Annotated in this window: 14 protein-coding genes; 1 reads left to right on the top strand and 13 read right to left on the bottom strand. The window is 44.0% G+C overall.

Annotation, left to right across the window (positions count from 1 at the left end; translation table 11 throughout):
- Positions 1 to 217 precede the first annotated feature (217 nt).
- Both M3636_RS04040 and M3636_RS04035 read right to left on the bottom strand, forming a co-directional pair.
- Complete coding sequence (locus M3636_RS04040) at positions 218 to 1,252, bottom strand: NAD(P)/FAD-dependent oxidoreductase (RefSeq protein ID WP_128102614.1); 1,035 nt, start codon at positions 1,250 to 1,252, stop codon at positions 218 to 220.
- A gap of 158 nt (positions 1,253 to 1,410) precedes the next feature.
- A complete protein-coding gene (locus tag M3636_RS04035; protein ID WP_251381330.1) occupies positions 1,411 to 3,387 on the bottom strand; it encodes an AraC family transcriptional regulator in 1,977 nt (658 codons plus the stop codon).
- A gap of 189 nt (positions 3,388 to 3,576) precedes the next feature.
- Here M3636_RS04035 and M3636_RS04030 point away from each other — a divergent pair, with 189 nt between their 5' ends.
- Positions 3,577 to 4,380, top strand: coding sequence for a hypothetical protein (locus M3636_RS04030; protein ID WP_251381329.1), 804 nt, complete (start codon positions 3,577 to 3,579; stop codon positions 4,378 to 4,380).
- Between the two features lie 113 nt (positions 4,381 to 4,493).
- Here M3636_RS04030 and M3636_RS29695 read toward each other — a convergent pair whose 3' ends face one another.
- The 11 genes from M3636_RS29695 to xseA form a co-directional block, all read right to left on the bottom strand.
- Complete coding sequence (locus M3636_RS29695) at positions 4,494 to 5,468, bottom strand: GGDEF domain-containing protein (protein WP_251381328.1); 975 nt, start codon at positions 5,466 to 5,468, stop codon at positions 4,494 to 4,496.
- 492 nt (positions 5,469 to 5,960) lie between these two features.
- Positions 5,961 to 6,779 carry a sporulation transcription factor Spo0A gene (gene spo0A / locus M3636_RS04020; protein WP_128102617.1) on the bottom strand — a complete coding sequence of 273 codons (819 nt, stop codon included), beginning with the start codon at positions 6,777 to 6,779 and terminating at the stop codon, positions 5,961 to 5,963.
- Between the two features lie 192 nt (positions 6,780 to 6,971).
- Complete coding sequence (gene spoIVB / locus M3636_RS04015) at positions 6,972 to 8,303, bottom strand: SpoIVB peptidase (protein ID WP_251381327.1); 1,332 nt, start codon at positions 8,301 to 8,303, stop codon at positions 6,972 to 6,974.
- Between the two features lie 102 nt (positions 8,304 to 8,405).
- Positions 8,406 to 10,142 (bottom strand): DNA repair protein RecN, encoded by a 1,737-nt coding sequence (recN, locus tag M3636_RS04010; RefSeq protein ID WP_251381326.1) that lies wholly within the window; start codon positions 10,140 to 10,142, stop codon positions 8,406 to 8,408.
- A gap of 51 nt (positions 10,143 to 10,193) precedes the next feature.
- Positions 10,194 to 10,643: a transcriptional regulator AhrC/ArgR gene (gene ahrC, locus M3636_RS04005; protein ID WP_062324373.1), complete on the bottom strand. Its 450-nt coding sequence runs from the start codon at positions 10,641 to 10,643 to the stop codon at positions 10,194 to 10,196.
- Between the two features lie 32 nt (positions 10,644 to 10,675).
- Positions 10,676 to 11,161 (bottom strand): hypothetical protein, encoded by a 486-nt coding sequence (locus M3636_RS04000; RefSeq protein WP_251381325.1) that lies wholly within the window; start codon positions 11,159 to 11,161, stop codon positions 10,676 to 10,678.
- A gap of 84 nt (positions 11,162 to 11,245) precedes the next feature.
- Positions 11,246 to 12,091 carry a TlyA family RNA methyltransferase gene (locus M3636_RS03995; RefSeq protein ID WP_251381324.1) on the bottom strand — a complete coding sequence of 282 codons (846 nt, stop codon included), beginning with the start codon at positions 12,089 to 12,091 and terminating at the stop codon, positions 11,246 to 11,248.
- Between the two features lie 114 nt (positions 12,092 to 12,205).
- Entirely contained in the window at positions 12,206 to 14,113 is a 1,908-nt protein-coding gene (gene dxs / locus M3636_RS03990; protein ID WP_251381323.1) for a 1-deoxy-D-xylulose-5-phosphate synthase, read from the bottom strand.
- A gap of 283 nt (positions 14,114 to 14,396) precedes the next feature.
- The gene (locus M3636_RS03985; protein WP_128102622.1) at positions 14,397 to 15,302 is read right to left on the bottom strand and encodes a polyprenyl synthetase family protein; all 906 of its coding nucleotides are present in this window, start codon (positions 15,300 to 15,302) and stop codon (positions 14,397 to 14,399) included.
- Positions 15,295 to 15,543 carry an exodeoxyribonuclease VII small subunit gene (gene xseB / locus M3636_RS03980; protein ID WP_128102623.1) on the bottom strand — a complete coding sequence of 83 codons (249 nt, stop codon included), beginning with the start codon at positions 15,541 to 15,543 and terminating at the stop codon, positions 15,295 to 15,297. Before xseB ends, M3636_RS03985 begins: the two co-directional genes overlap by 8 nt.
- The gene (xseA, locus tag M3636_RS03975) at positions 15,533 to 16,894 is read right to left on the bottom strand and encodes an exodeoxyribonuclease VII large subunit (protein WP_128102624.1); all 1,362 of its coding nucleotides are present in this window, start codon (positions 16,892 to 16,894) and stop codon (positions 15,533 to 15,535) included. Before xseA ends, xseB begins: the two co-directional genes overlap by 11 nt.
- Positions 16,895 to 16,900: the final 6 nt, after the last annotated feature.

Raw genomic sequence — 16,900 nt, 5'->3', positions numbered from 1 at the left:
ACTATTATTGAGTTAGATTTCCAAGTTGTTATGCTTTTTAAAGCTATTATAAACAGCCGAGCATAACCGAATCAATTAGACTGCATTTTTTAGAATGTACAGATAAGGGAAAATCATACAATTCCATGTAAAAAAGCGGCTTTGGGTGATCCAAAGCCGCTTCCTTATTTTGAAGATTTATTTATTCAAAGTCCACTTAATCGATCCATGAATTGATCTACTGTTCTACACCAAGAGCTTTATTTTTCTCTTTAAACCTGCTGTTATGGGAAGATACATAAGCTACTTTGTCTGCCTCCGGATCCATATACAGCTTCGCACTATTTACCGCAAGGGCTGCGTCCGTAAACGTACCTGCAATGAGATGCAGCTTGCTTCCATAATTTACAAAATCCCCTGCTCCGAACACTCCGGGAATATTCGTATGTAGCTTCTCGGATACACTCACGTGCCACTCTCCAAGATCTAAGCCCCAATCACGAATTGGTCCAAAGTCACTCTTCATACCGTGGTTTACAATAATTGCATCTACATCGAGCAATTCACTTTCACCCGTTTCGATGTGAGAGATGGTTACTTGCTCAATCACTTCACCATTCGTACTGTGCAGTGTCTCCACAGCATAAGGGGTACGCACATCTACCGAAGATTCCTTCATACGTAGAACGTTACGCTCCAATCCACCAAACCGCTCACGACGATGCACGACGGTCACCTGTTCAGCGAGCGGCTCAAGTTCATTCGCCCAATCGACGGCGGAATCTCCCCCACCAGAGATCAATACTTTCTTCCCACGGAAAGGTTCTAATTCCTGTACGGTATAATGTAGGTTGGTCACCTCAAAACGATCAGCTCCTTCAATCTCAAGCTTCGCCATCTTGTAGATGCCATAACCAATTGCCATAATGACGGTTCTAGTCCAATGCTTCTCCCCTGTGGAGGAAGTCAAAATAATAGTTCCATCTGGCTGACGCTCAAACCCTTCAATCTGTTGTTCAAAAACGATGGTTGGTTCAAACGTTCTAGCCTGTTGTTCCAATTGCTTAATCAAGTCAGCACATAGTGTAGGCGTAACACCGCCCACATCCCAGATCATCTTCTCAGGATAAAACAACATGCGTCCGCCAAGTTGATCCCGAGCTTCAATTAATTTGGTCTTCATATCACGCATACCACTATAAAATGCAGAGTACATCCCAGCAGGGCCTCCGCCAATAATTGTTACATCATACAATTCCAATGTTTGGTCCATTACGTTACCTCCGTTATTTCGATCCATAACACGCGACCATTTGATATCGATTCTCATTATCATTCAATTCCTAGTGTAATGGGAAACTTATCAAATTACAATGGATAAATAACAAACCTTTTTTGTACAATCATGATATTTATCTCATCATACTTCGTTTACTTCACTTTTGGTGCATCCAACAAGTGTTCGACCACGAAATCAAGCTGCTTGTTGATTGAATATACATCAGAGTAATAGAAGAAATCAAAATCAATTTCTATTAAACGGCCCTCTTTGACTGCTGGGATACTACTCCAGATCGGATTATCCGTCAAATTGTCCATGCCTTCATATGTGGAGCGGAACAAATAATCTCCTACATATTCAGGGAGAACTTCCATGGATACAGTGGAGCCAGCAGCATCCGAAACGACATCAATTTTCTGTTGAACAATATCAGGTGCTTTCATGCCCAGGTATTCGTAAACTGCTTGGGAGCCTCGACCAAATTGCTTGCTTTCCACGACCACCATGCCTTTGAAGCCACCCTCTACAATGGAAACTGTTTTATCCAGAATGCCTGCATCTGCAAGTGTCTTCTTACTTTCTTCAACTTTGCTGTTCAGATCGGTAAGCAATTTCTCGGCTTCTTGTTCTTTGCCGAAAATACTGGCGATGTTGACCAGCCTCTCTTCTGTAGTTAATTTCTCATAAGGAATATAGACTGTGGGTGCGATATCTTTTAATAGATTATATGTCTCCTCCGAAGGAACAATAATTAGATCTGGGTCAAGGTCAATGACTGCTTCAGGATTAGGTTCAAACCATGTTCCGAGCGAGTTTACACCTTCAAGCTCATTTTTGTAAGCTGCCCCATCATATACATCTGATGTAGCAATCGGCTTAATTCCTAGGGCTACAACATCTCCCTGAAGATACAATACAACGACTCTCTTAGGATCAGCTGGTACAACAATATCACCTTTGACCGTAGATACAGTGCGGGTTCCGCTATCTATATTCGCCTGATTGCCCTGCTCTGATGTTGAAGCCACTGTCGTATTGTTATTGTTGGAGCTCGCTGCCGTACCCTCATTTCCTGTTGGCGTGGCTGAACCTGCTCCACATGCGGATAACAGCATGGTTAAGCTTAACAACGCAATTATAAACATGCCTGATGTTGTTTTCTTTCTTCTCATCGGTGTAGACCCTCCGTCTATATATTGATAATGATTCTCATAACCAATATATCCTCGCTTCCATCTCCAGCCAATGGACGATTCGGAGACCTGTAATGGACGATCCTCTATAATCTCTTGCTCACGTACCTTTTGCTGATAGCGAATCGGGGAGATGCCGACGTGTTTTTTGAACAATCTACTGAAGTAATACACATCGGTATATCCCACTTCTACTGCAATTTCTTTCAGTGTCACATTCGATTTGATTAACATTCTGCGAGCCTCAGCCAGTCTGATCTGAATTAAATAGTCAATCGGACTTGAACCCGTTTTCTGTTTAAACTGCATAGATAAGTGGCGAGAGCTATAATTGAAGCGTTCAGCCAGATCATCCAGTGTTACCTGTTCCCTGTAGTGGTCATGAAGATAACGGAGCGTATGCTGCACCGGATCTGATATCATCACCGAGCTCTCTTCTGCGGACAACTGAAGCATTAACTCATGGATAAATTGATAAAACAGACTTTTCACATAGAGCCTATCCATATTATCCGCCTGAAACCATGCCCTCTCCAGATGATCCAAATGCCTCATTAAAATAAGTGGTGTGTGGGGAGTAAACGCATATTGTTGGACAAAGGGAGAAGACGATCGCTGCTCCAATCGCCACGTGTTTCGAATATTGGGGAACGCCAGAAATGCGCGATAAAAGAGAATTACATATTCGAATTCTTCTCTCACCTGAAGTTGAAGACGAGAACCTTTGGCTACATGGAGCATATAAAATGAATTCGCTTCATGCTCTTGTCCATCTATTCTAATCCATGCAGAGCCACGAGTTGTATACATAAATCCGTTTGCCGGCAATTCATAGGCTTTCACCTCTTCTCCTGGCCTAAGTATCACCCTACGAATATCCAAAATCTTCACAGCCGCTTGATTCCAGTGCTTAATTTGTTCGTTCAAATGCATCTATGACTCTCCAATCCACCTTCGTCATTATCTCTCAATTCATTGATAACCATTATCATTTAAAATGCGTATAGATGCAATACTTAGTTAACTACACAAGATAGATCCCAACGAAAATATTCACTTCCTTCACCTAACATCCGATATATGTAATTAAGTCTAGAAAATAACGAATAAGGAGAGAAGACGATGAGTGCAATATCGCCTGCATCCAAATCCAATAACAGTTTCAATCCTAGCCACATGCAGTCCAATCGAGATAAAGAAATTCAAGCACTGATGCAACGAAAGACCAAATTAAATGAAGATTTACAGAAAATTAGAGCTAATGATGAGCTTGATATTAAAACAAAAGCGGAACGAGTTAAATCCTTAACCAGTTCTATAGCCCAGGTTGACAGTCAGATTGCTCAGATTAAGGCAGAGGAATTACAGGAGAAGAATAAATCTAGACAACCTGAAAACAACCAGCAGCAACAAAACAATAAACCCAATGAAGAGAATCAGCTTCCTTCCATGGATCACCTAATTAAGAATAGTCAAACTTATGATCAGCTAGGGAAATTAGTTGGGATGCGCGAACGGATGAACAGCTCGATTCAAACGATTGAAGGCGAAACCAAATTCGATCGGCTGGTCTTGGAGATTAATGCGGAGAATGATACAGGAAAATCAGATATGCTCGCTAATGCGGAGCGCACCGTTTTCCAGAAAAAACGTGAGGCTGTACAAGATATGCAGTCCCAAATTCATAAAGTAGATCAGAAGCTTGGGGAATTAATTAAGGACATCCATCAGCCATCGAGCCAGAGAGCAACAACGGTTCCTTCTACTTCTGCATCCGAAGAGCACACTATTGAAGACAAACAAACAGGAGAGACTTCTAAGTCAGCCCAAGATTCATCGCTTCCACAGGATCAAAAATCTAACACAGCTACAACACAAGATAGCGCAAACGTTCAAACCTATCCGTCTATTGATGTTCGAATCTAGGCCAATTACATAATGTATACATGTAGACACGAAAAACCGTTACCAAATGTGATTTTACTCATCGATCTGGTAACGGTTTTTTATCGTTTTTAGAAGATAGATATATCTTTAAACTAAGGATTAAGACTTCTCACCGTCTCTTCATTGTCACAAATAATGCTGCCTATCGTTGATTTACAAATTTTCTTAATCCGTGTCGCCTCATGAATGACCTCATCAATGTGAGCAAAGCTTTTGGAGCGATTCGTAACAACCGATATAGACAGAGAAACGAGAGGAATCTGACCGTGTAGTCCAGAGCGTCCTGCCCCTACAACGTGATTATTTTCTAAATCTTGGCTGTTATAAAACTCCCTTTTGAGCTTTTCAAAGCCTGCAATAACTTCCTCGCAGTCTTTACGAAATTCATGGTGATTCAAAATAACAATAAAATCATCGCCGCCGATATGACCTAAAAATGCCTCTGGCACAGTAAAATATTGACGCAACAAATCAGCGGTTGCTTGGATAAGCGCGTCCCCCATTTTAAAACCATAACTATCGTTATATGACTTAAAATAATCGAGATCTAGATATAGCACGCTAAAGCGCTCCAGCAGATAGGATTGGCATAAACGATCATCAATAATTCGGTTACCTGGAAGACCCGTCAACGGATTCATGAAGCTTGCCATCTCGGCTCTAACATCAGCAACAGCTAATAACAAGCGACGGATACTGATCGCCCCACTCAATGCTCCTTTGGATGTAACCAGCACAAGGTCATACAGTTCTTCCTCTGAGCGATTCATAGCCTGAATACTAACGTCCGTGATCTGTTCCATATAATCAACCACGAGCGGGCCATTGTTCATCACAAGCTCTACAGGACGCCCCATATATAAGTTATACCCATACTGCGTGCCAATCTGTTGAAAAAAACGTGCCCGCATCAATAGTGACGGCATACCTTCTGCTCCTACAATTGCTACACCTTCCAGATTCGGATTAGATCTAAAAAGACGATATACAGCTTCACATTTCGTGTCAGACGTAATAACAGGAATATTTTCTGCGATATCACCGATGTGTGTAAATATACCGCTCACCTTCTTCTCATCGCTCTTTATGTAGAATCGGAAACTTCTATTAAATAGTATAATTTGGTATGCCTATAATGTTATAAAAATATGTAGTCATATCGTACCACCTTCACCTATAAAAAGAATCAATTTAACGTAAAGTTTGAAATTAAATCTGAGGTCCATTTTGGGTCAATGCCTATCTTGACTGAATACTCACGAAAAAGCTTCTAATGCTCCTCCTTACTGGCAGAATAGAACACTCCCAAGCCAATACTGATTAATCATGTAAGCCCTCCACTAGAAAACGTATACTTTTATACACCTTTTAAGAGAGTTGTTAACAGTGGATTGTAACAAAAAACCGCTATGTACTGGATTGTTATATCCAGTTACAAAAAAATAAAACCCAGTAAACTTAATTCGTCTACTGGGTTTAGATAAATTCATTTATGTGGATATTTGTCACGAATGACACTCATCCATAATAAGTTCTCAAATGTGTTGTTCCGGATCCTTTCAAGACACCTTATGCTCAATTCTCAGCTTGTCAGCAACCATCGCGATGAATTCACTATTAGTCGGTTTCGACTTGCTGATGTTGATGGTGTAGCCAAACAGGTGGCTGATGCTGTCGATGTTACCACGAGTCCATGCCACTTCAATGGCATGACGGATGGCACGTTCGACGCGAGACGGCGTGGTTTTGAATTTTTCGGCAATAGCTGGATACAACGTTTTGGTGATTGCACCCAAAATTTCGATATTGTTGTACACCATTGTGATGGCTTCACGCAAATACTGATATCCTTTAATATGCGCAGGAACGCCGATTTCATGTATGATCGATGTAATGCTCGCATCCAAATTTTTGTGTTTGCCCATAGGCACCACATTAGACTTACTCATAAACATGGATGAGCTGCTGTTGCTATTATTCGATGACATCGTTGTTTGTGAACCAACAAGCTGACGCACACGATTCGCTAGAACTTCCATGTCAAATGGTTTCAAGATGTAATATGAAGCTCCGAGTTGCACGGCACGCTGTGTGATATTCTCTTGCCCGAATGCAGTTAACATGATGACCTTAGGCTGTGGAGACAGATTCAAATTACGCAGACGCTCAAGCACACCCAGACCATCCAGGTGAGGCATGATAATGTCCAGAATCAATACATCCGGCACATTACGAGTCTGTTCCAGCAATTGCAGAACTTCTTCTCCGTTGTAAGCAATCCCGGTTACTTCCATATCTTCCTGTTCGGATATATATTCGGCAAGCAAATTCGTAAATTCACGATTATCATCGGCCAGCAATACCTCAATTTTTTGCAAAACGGTATCCTCCTTTAATTTAAACATCATTTCGTACATTTCCTTACAGGTTAAATTTTCGACATGAGAGAGGAAATTCCTTCTGTCGAAAATTATTTTTCTTTATTTTTTTTTCTAGTTGCTATATAATAAATAATTTATTTCATTATCCGAGCATTTATGTATTCATTCGACAAAAAATCTTAAGGCGGATTAACCTGCCTTAAGATTTTTAGATGTTTCCTTTTTGAGCATGACTCCTGCATCCTGCAACATCCATTCAATAAAGCACCCATAACCCGATTTAGGATCATTAACAAATACATGCGTTACAGCGCCAATCAGCTTGCCATTTTGCACAATTGGACTCCCACTCATCCCTTGAACAATACCACCGGTCTTCTCAATTAACTTTGGATCGGTGATTCGCAAGACGAGCCCTTTCGTAGCTGGTTCCGACTGATCTGCCACATGCACAATATCAATGGAGTACCGTTCAACATGTTGACCCTCAACGACAGTCAGAATTTCAGCAGGCCCTTCTTTCACTTCACGAGAAAAGGCTACTGGAATTCCCTTCGAATATAAGCTGTGATCAGGATTGTTAGACATTTTACCGAAAATACCAAATGCCGTATTACGCTCAATATTGCCCAAAATTTTACTTTCCTTCAGGAAATGTGCTCGCTTCTCACCTGGATCGCCAGATTCGCTTTTGGAAATAGACGTCACATTGGACTGTACAATCTGACCACTACCTACAACGATGGATGTTTGAGTATTCATATCGGTGATCACATGTCCCAGTGCCCCGTACACGCCTTGGTCAGGTGCATAGAAGGTCAGTGTGCCAACTCCAGCAGCAGAGTCCCGAATGTATAATCCCAGCCTCCATGTCTGATCGTCTGCATCATAGGCAGGTGTTAAACGGGTTTTGACTGTTTCCTCGCCCCGCTTAAGAACCACATCAATCCCTTTTTTACTTTTACCTGCTCGCTCGACTGCCTCAGCTACACCGCCTACACCATCTAGACGTTTACCATCCATATGAGTAATTAGATCACCAAGCTTAATTCCTGCATCTTCTCCAGGCGATACACGTTGATCTTGTCCAGCACGAATTAAGTGATGACCGACCACCAGAATGCCTGCAGATTTTACTTTGACGCCAATGGTTTGACCCCCGGGTACAACACGCAAATCTGGAATAACATTTACGTTAACCGTCTTTACCGGTATTTTGCCCCACAATTTCAAGGTTAATTTCGCTTGACCTGTTTGCTGTGGGTGAAGGTGAAGCGGCTCCTGCTTGGTTACGTTTACGGCTTGTTCTTGTCCATCTAGACCAACGATATCCGGTCGATCCACAACTGCACTTGAAGTAGCAGGCACAGCAAGACGAACCTCTGCTTGCCTACCTGCAAATACCTGAACTTCGTCAGGCAAAGAGGCATAACTTTGCACAGGCTGAATCGCCTGGCTAATTAAACAGAGAAAGAAGGCAAATAAAAGACCTAGCAATTTCTTCCTGAGGGGGGAATTCAATGGCTGTCACACTCCCTTTGCTTCTTTCGCTTGACGAAAGGTGGTCGCCAATTGCGTACCTATAAGATAACCTCGCCCCCAGGCTTTTATTACTGTCAATCATTACGCCAGCCGCTCGTTTCCCCCTTTTTTGGCTTCCGCCAAATTCAGCATTTCCTGTGCGTGATGCAGCGTCTTTTCTGTAATTTCCACGCCGCCCAGCATACGTGCCAATTCCTTCACTCTTCCCTCGTTTGACAGCGATTCCACTTGCGTCATGGTACGTCCATCCACAACGTGCTTCTCAATCAGATACTGATGATCGGCCATACAAGCCACTTGTGGCAAGTGTGTAATGGAGAACACCTGACAGGTAGAGGATAGTCTGAATAACTTCTCAGCGATGGATTGAGCCGCTCTACCGCTCACACCTGTATCCACCTCGTCAAAGATCAGTACAGGAATGCGATCATGACGTGCAAAAATACTCTTCATCGCCAGCATCATTCTCGATAATTCACCGCCTGAAGCAATTTTGCCAAGAGGACGAAGTGGCTCCCCAGGGTTCGGAGAGATCAAGAATTCAGCATTATCCGCGCCTTGACGAGTCAACCGAATACGTCGTCCATTCCACTCGATACCTTTAGGGTCTTCAAAAGGAGAAATTTGCACACGTAGCGTTGTACGCTCCATCTGCAGATCTTTCAATTCACTCTCCACCTGTGCAGCAAGGTCTTCCGCACATTGTTTCCGCACCCGGCTTAATTCCTCAGCCGATTCCATGACCAGAACAAGCAGCTTATCGCGCTGGTTACGGAGCTTCTCTAAGCGTTCATCTTTATTTTCAAGTTGATCGGTCTCGTGGCTAATCTGTTCGTAATAATTCAAAATAAGTTCAACACTGTCTCCATATTTACGTCGAAGCCCAGAGATTAAATTCAATCGCTGCTCGACTTCTTCCAGCCTGCCTGGATTAAATTCAATTTTCTCGCGATAATCCCGTAGTTGGAACGTTGCATCCTCCAATTGATAAAAGGCTGATTGCAGCTGCTCCACAATTGGCTGTAGGCCTTTGCTGTCATAACCAGAAATATCTTCAATTCGTGAAAGAGCGATACTTACGGCTTCTAAGCCACGTTGCCCACTTAGCAGATCATATGCACCCGCAACACTGTCCATCATTTTCTCACTATGGGATAGTTTGACCCGTTCTTCTCCGAGTAATTCATCTTCTCCGCTTGTAAGACTGGCTGCTGCAATCTCTTCAAGTTGAAAACGATACATGTCCAGCAACTGATATGCTCGCTGACTGGACTCCTGAAGAGCACGCAGCTCCTTCTCCGCAGCAATAAACTGGCTGTAACGCGCCTGGTATTCGGATTTAACCGATCCAATGACCGTCGCTCCATACGTATCCAGCAGCCCCAGATGGCTCTCTGGACGAAGCAAACTCTGATGTTCATGCTGACCATGAATATTGATTAACTTCTCACCAACCTCACGAAGCATCGTTAAATTCACCAATTGGCCGTTAATTCGAGAGGTGCTTTTACCTTGGGTATTCAATTCCCGCCGAATGACCAAATGCTCTTCAGGTTCACAGTGAATGCCTAGCTTCTCCAGCGTATCCCATACCGGATGTCCTTGCTCCATTTCAAATAGAGCCTCCATCTCTGCCTTCTCACAGCCATAACGGATAAGATCAGCAGAACTACGCCCACCTGCAATTAAACCAAGGGCATCAATGATAATTGATTTACCTGCACCGGTTTCCCCTGAAAGTACATGGAAGCCAGCATGGAATACTACGTCCACTTCTTCAACAACAGCCAAATTGCGAATTGATAATGTCACTAACATCTGCTAAACACCTCCGGATGACAAAACTCAGCACTTCGATTTATATCGTCTCTAGGAAATATAACCCATAATGCGTTCGATCACTGTAACGCTGTTATCTTCAGTACGGCAGATAATCAGGATCGTATCGTCTCCGCAGATCGTGCCCATCACTTCCGTCCACTCGATATTGTCCAGCAACGCCGCAATGGAGTTCGCCGTTCCTGGCAAACACTTCATAACAACCAGATTGTTCGTATGATCAATGTGTAGAAAATTATCCACTAATGCGCGTTTCAGCTTTTGGATCGGATTGTACCTTTGATCTGTTGGAAGAGAATATTTATAGCGCCCATCATCCATAGGGATTTTAATTAATAACAATTCTTTAATGTCCCGGGATACCGTGGCTTGAGTTACTTGAAAACCAGATTGTCGCAGTGCTTCAACGAGATCATCCTGGGTCTCAATTTCATTCTGACTTATAATTTCACGTATCTTAATGTGTCGTTGTCCTTTCATAAAAGCCTCCAGTTCTAATAATTGCCTTGATCTTAGTCCAGATCTTCACCATCATAAGCATCTTCCTCATAATCCATCAGTCGGATTAGCTTCACGTTTGAATCCTCAAGATCCACATATAACAAGCCCTCACAGCCGGGATATAACAATAAATAAGGAAGAAAACGATCTCGAAGGCCTGATCCTGTGAATTCCACAGGTTGTCTGCGCTTCGATGTCTTCACAAGATATCGATATCCATCCTGCTGAGCGACATAATCAATGAATAATCTACTGTGAAACACCGATTCATTCGCCTCAAAAGCAAGAGGTACCTTCATCTTACCACCGATGACTTCATACCCCTGTGCTTCGAGCAGGTCAATTGCAGGCGAATCCTGAATATCTACATTCAATTGCATGCCAGTCAAGCTTACAGGCTGCGGTCGATTAATCCAGTTGCGCAACCCGTAAAATAACCACACGATCAAACAGATAGCAAACACACCAATCATAATTGTGTCATATTGCCCATCCATTGTCTTCACCTCGAAGACTTATTCGCGGTTGATTGGTCATTCTCCTGTTATTAGGATCACCTTTCCAGCGAAAAGAAACCCATCTTATGATGAGTTTCCCTTAAATGTATGCGCAGCTTGTGTTGCAACCTTTTGTGCCAGTGCATCTAGGTCAGCCACATTGTTCTCTGGTTGTGTTGCGTCTGGTTCTTCCAGTCGCCAATGTGCAAGGAATTCAATGTTGCCTTCTCCACCAGTAATCGGTGAGAAGGTTAGATCCTTCAGCTTCAATCCGAGTTCATTCGCATAACGAAGCATCGTTTCCAGCACTTCCTTATGCACCCCAGTATCCCGAACAACACCTGACTTGCCTACTTTCTCACGTCCAGCCTCGAACTGTGGTTTAATCAGAGCTACGATATCCGCAGGCTGATGAAGTAGAGCGATTAGTGGCGGTAAAATAATGCGGAGTGAGATGAAAGAGACATCAATACTCGCAAAGTTCGGTACTGGCCCCGTCAGATCTTCCGGTGTAACGTAACGGAAATTGGTTCGTTCCATGACCGTAACCCGCTCATCGTTGCGCAAAGACCAATCCAACTGATTGTATCCGACATCAATAGCGTAAACATGGGAAGCGCCGTGCTGCAATGCACAGTCCGTAAAACCACCGGTAGACGAACCAATATCCAGCATAACCCGTTCGTTCATATCGAGATTGAAATGACGGATGGCCTTTTCCAGCTTTAAGCCGCCTCGACCCACATAGGGGTGAACAGAACCTTTAACCTTCAATTCTGCTTCCCGTGGAATCTTCATCCCAGCCTTTTCAATTCGTTCATTATTGGCATACACTAGTCCAGCCATAATGGCCGCTTTTGCTTTTTCACGGCTCTCATAATAACCTTGCTCGACCAGCAGAACATCAATTCGTTCTTTCGGGAGTGACATGTCTTTCTCCTATCATCAAGTTAATGCTAATCATTCAGGCGATGCACCCGCTGGGGATCACATCAAAAGTTTGTTACCAATTCATCTTAGGATCACACTTCTGAAACCCAGTTGTTATGATGGAAATTTGGTTCGCGTCATGTTATAAGATGACTGTGCTGCCATCGAACGCAGTTCAGAGCTTACATTTTCCACAGTAAGGCCAACTTCTGCCCGTTGCTCGTTAATGCTACCATGCTCGATAAATCGATCAGGAATACCCATTAAATGAACTTGAACATCGTGTAATCCTTGTTCTGCATAGAACTCCAGCACAGCACTACCCATGCTTCCCGCCTGAGAGACCTCTTCAAGCACAATAATTTTAGTGCCTCGTACAGCCAGTTCACGCAGCATTTGCTCATCTAGTGGTTTGATGAATCGAGCATTAATTACGCCAGCCGCAATGCCTTCTCTCTTCACTGACTCAGCAGCTTCCTCCGCGATCTGCAGCATGGAGCCTGATGCAATTATTGCGTACCCTTCCGCTGGTCTGATCTGCTCCCATGTACCAATTGGAATCGGCACAAGTTGCTCGTCAAGCGGTACACCAACGACATTATTCCGTGGATAACGGTACGCGATAGGTCCATCATTATACTCAATCGCAGTCTTCATCATATGGCGCAGTTCATTTTCATCTTTTGGCATCATCAATACGATGTTCGGAATATGACGCATGAATGCCACATCATACACACCTTGATGCGTTTCACCATCTGGCCCTACGAATCCAGCACGGTCGATAGCAAAGATGACATTAGCGTTATGACGGCAAATATCATGCACAATCTGGTCGTATGCACGCTGCATGAAGGTGGAGTATACCGCAAAGATCGGTTTTAATCCTTCCATAGCAAGTGCTGCGGACATCGTTGCCGCATGTTGCTCTGCAATACCAACATCAATCATCCGATCCGGGAATTCCTTACTGAATGGAATAAGACCCGAGCCCGTAGGCATCGCTGGTGTCACCGCTACAATACGCTTATCTTCCTTGGCCAGTTCAACTAACGTTTGACCAAATATTTCGGTATACATCGGTTTTCCAACAGCCTTTAGAACTTGACCAGATTCGATCTTGTACGGTGAGATTCCATGCCACTTATGCGAATCGGCTTCTGCTGGCTGATAACCTTTACCTTTGGTTGTAAGGACGTGAACTAACACAGGACCTTCAACGTTATCTGCCTGTTTGAACGCTTCGATCAGTTTAGGAATATCATGACCGTCAATCGGACCCAAATACTTGAATCCCAGCTCTTCAAAAAGAACGCCTGGAACCATCATGTATTTCACGCTGTCTTTGATCCAACTCGCTGATTTAGCCAATTTGTCACCAATGGCAGGAATCCTTTTCAGCATTCCCTCCACATCGTCTTTGGCTTTCAGATAGTGACGATCCGAACGGATTTTACTTAAATATTTATGCATCGCCCCGACGTTTGGAGCAATGGACATTTCATTATCATTGAGGATGACCATCATTTTCTTCTGCTCATGGCCAATATGATTGAGTGCTTCAAAGGCCATACCGCCCGTAAGCGCTCCATCCCCGATAATCGGTATAACTTTATTGTCTTCACCTTTAAGATCACGTGCAAGTGCCATACCCATCGCTGCAGACAACGAAGTGCTGCTATGACCGGCTTCCCATACATCGTGTTCACTCTCATTACGTTTAACGAATCCGCACAATCCATTGTGTTGACGTAAAGTATCGAATCGATCCATACGACCTGTAAGGACTTTGTGTACATATGCCTGATGCCCAACATCAAAGATCATTTTATCTACCGGACTGTTATAACAGTAATGCAGGGCAACCGTGAGCTCAACCACTCCTAAGTTGGGTGCAAGATGCCCCCCTGTAGCGGACAACTTCTCAATGAGAAACTGCCGGATCTCCGCCGATAATAAAACAAGGTCATCTTGAGACATCGACTTCAGATCGCTGGGTTGTTTAATTTGTGGAAGCAGCACGAGAATCTCCCCGCTTTCCTAGAATGTTTGAATTTTGTGTAATATGTTCATGCATAATTCATGAATTGACATTAAATCATTATAACATAAATGAAAAGGAATCATAATGTACGGTACTTTACTCCCCCTACCACGTATTATCACCAGCAGGGACACCCTATTCGATCATTATGTATCCTTGGTTAGCAAGACTCCGCTCCTATAAAAAGAACATCAATATCATTACACGGTTCTAAAACAATTGAAACAGAACTTTCAGAATTTAACTGAATTGAATCACAAGTTAATGGTCTCTACGCATTAAGTAATCTGCAATTTCCATCAGTCTGGAGGAATCAGTAAGGTCTGCTCTGTCGAGTGCATCTTTAGCTGATTGAGTCAGCTCTCTAACCTGCTCTTGCGATTGTTCCAAACCAATAAAGAAAGGATAAGTGACCTTTTGTTGGTTCACGTCACTTTGCGTTTTTTTGCCCATCTTCTGTTCATCGCCAGTGAGGTCAAGAATGTCGTCCTGAATCTGAAAAGCAAGCCCCAAATCTCTACCGAAAACTCGTAGTGCCTCCAGTTGTCCTTGTGTTGCTCCACCGATCCGTGCACCTGCAATAAGGGAGAACACCATTAGATCCCCTGTTTTGTGCAGATGGATGTATTGTAGCTGTTCAAGGTTCGTCAACCCTTGCTCGCCTTCCATATCAGCTACCTGTCCGCCAACCATACCTCGAGCACCGGCCAATTCAGACAGATCTTCAACGATGGAGAGCAGTGACTCCGCAGGAACCCCGCTCTTACGCCCTGCTTGAACGATACTGTAGAAAGCATGTGTTAGCAATGCATCACCTGCCAGAATTGCTGTTGCTTCCCCAAACACCTTATGATTCGTTAATTTTCCCCTGCGATAGTCATCATTATCCATAGCAGGTAGGTCATCGTGGATCAAGGAGTACGTATGAACCATCTCTACGGCGCAGGCTACCGGAAGCGCAGCTTGACGCTCCGCACCGAAAGCTTCCGCCGCAGCGACGACCAGCAGCGGTCGAAGACGTTTGCCTCCGGCCATTAATGAATACTGCATCGCATCACGCAGAGACTGTGGTACGTCCCATTCAGCAGGAAGGATTTCCTTCAACTCGTTGGTGATCTGCTCTGTGATCTCCTGAAGATACAATTCAAATACAGGACGATTATTCATTCACTTCACCACTCTCATCCGCAAACGGCTTCTTACGAAGTTCCCCATCTTCTTCTACGATCATCTCGATCTTACGTTCCACTTGCTCCAGCTTCAATCCACAAAGTTGCGAAAGCTTCATGCCTCGCTGAAACAAGTCAATAGCTTGCTCTAGAGGAACATCCCCGTGCTCCAGCTGACTTACGATGTCTTCCAACGCTGCCATCGCTTCTTCAAAATTCAGTTCCGGTTCATTCGCCATGGTCATCGTCCTCCTTCATCCCCCAAACCTGACAGTCCAGCTGCCCGTCTGTTAATTTAATCTTGATTGAATCACCGGGTTGTACATCTTTCAATGATTTAATTAAACGCTGCTCCTGATCGTCGTACACAAGACTATACCCGCGAGACATGACCTTTAGCGGACTGAGCGCATCTAAATGCCGAATTGAAGCTTTCCACTGTTGCTGCTTGGATCTGGTTATCGCCTTCATCGTAAGCTCCAATTGACGTCTGGCAGCTGCGTGCTCACGCTGAGCAACTGCAACCTGTTCACGAGGATTAAAACGCTGGAGCGCAGCGAGCAACCGTTCCTGCTTTTCTCCCGTCCATTTGAGCCTTGTATCCACCGTTCGAAGCATACGTTGATGAAGCATGTCCAAACGTTCCGTGTGCTGCATCAACGACCGCCTAGGATTCACAAGGACTGGAGAACGCTGCAACCTTGCAAGACGCTCACGATTATGCACAGCTCGTTGACGCAAGCTTTGCTGGAGTTGACGTTGTCTCCGCTCTATCTGGTCAAGCAGGTCAGCACGGTTAGGTACAGCAAGCTCAGCAGCAGCCGTAGGTGTTGCAGCACGTAAATCAGCTGCAAAGTCTGCAATCGTAAAGTCGGTTTCGTGTCCCACAGCAGAGATAACAGGGATTGTTGATGCAACGATAGCTCTAGCTACGATCTCTTCATTAAACGCCCATAATTCTTCAAGCGAACCGCCCCCACGACCAACAATGAGGACATCCGCTTCCCCTAGACGATTCAAGTTACCAATGGCTTTTACAATGGAGGGTGCCGCTGTCTTTCCTTGTACCAACACAGGATACAAAACCACCTTGGCCGAAGGATACCGCCGTTGCAACGTCGTTAAAATATCACGAACTGCTGCTCCAGTTGGGGAGGTCACGACACCTATGGTGTGTGGATAACGAGGAATCGCTCTTTTGCGTGATGGAGAGAATAGTCCTTCTTCCTCGAGCTTTTTCTTCAACTGCTCATAGGCTAAGTACAAACTTCCGATACCATCAGGCTGCATATGGGTGGCATAGAATTGATACTGTCCATCCCGCTCATATACGGATACGTTCCCTCTTGCGATTACCCTCGCACCCTCTTTGGGCACAAAAGGTAATCTCTGATTATGTGAAGCAAACATTATTGCTTTGATGCGACTGTCCTTATCCTTCAAAGTAAAATACATATGACCGCTGGAGTGATGTGTGAAATTAGAAATCTCTCCGCGTAACCAAACGTCCGACAGGATCTGATCGGACTCCAATTTCATCCGGATATACCGATTCAGATCTTTAATGGAATAGATCTGTTGCTCTGCCACAGACTG

Source organism: Paenibacillus sp. MER 99-2, from assembly GCF_023714095.1.
In the GTDB taxonomy this organism is placed as follows: domain Bacteria; phylum Bacillota; class Bacilli; order Paenibacillales; family Paenibacillaceae; genus Paenibacillus.
Note: the sequence above shows the minus strand (reverse complement) of the source record. Positions and strands in the feature narration are given on the sequence as shown.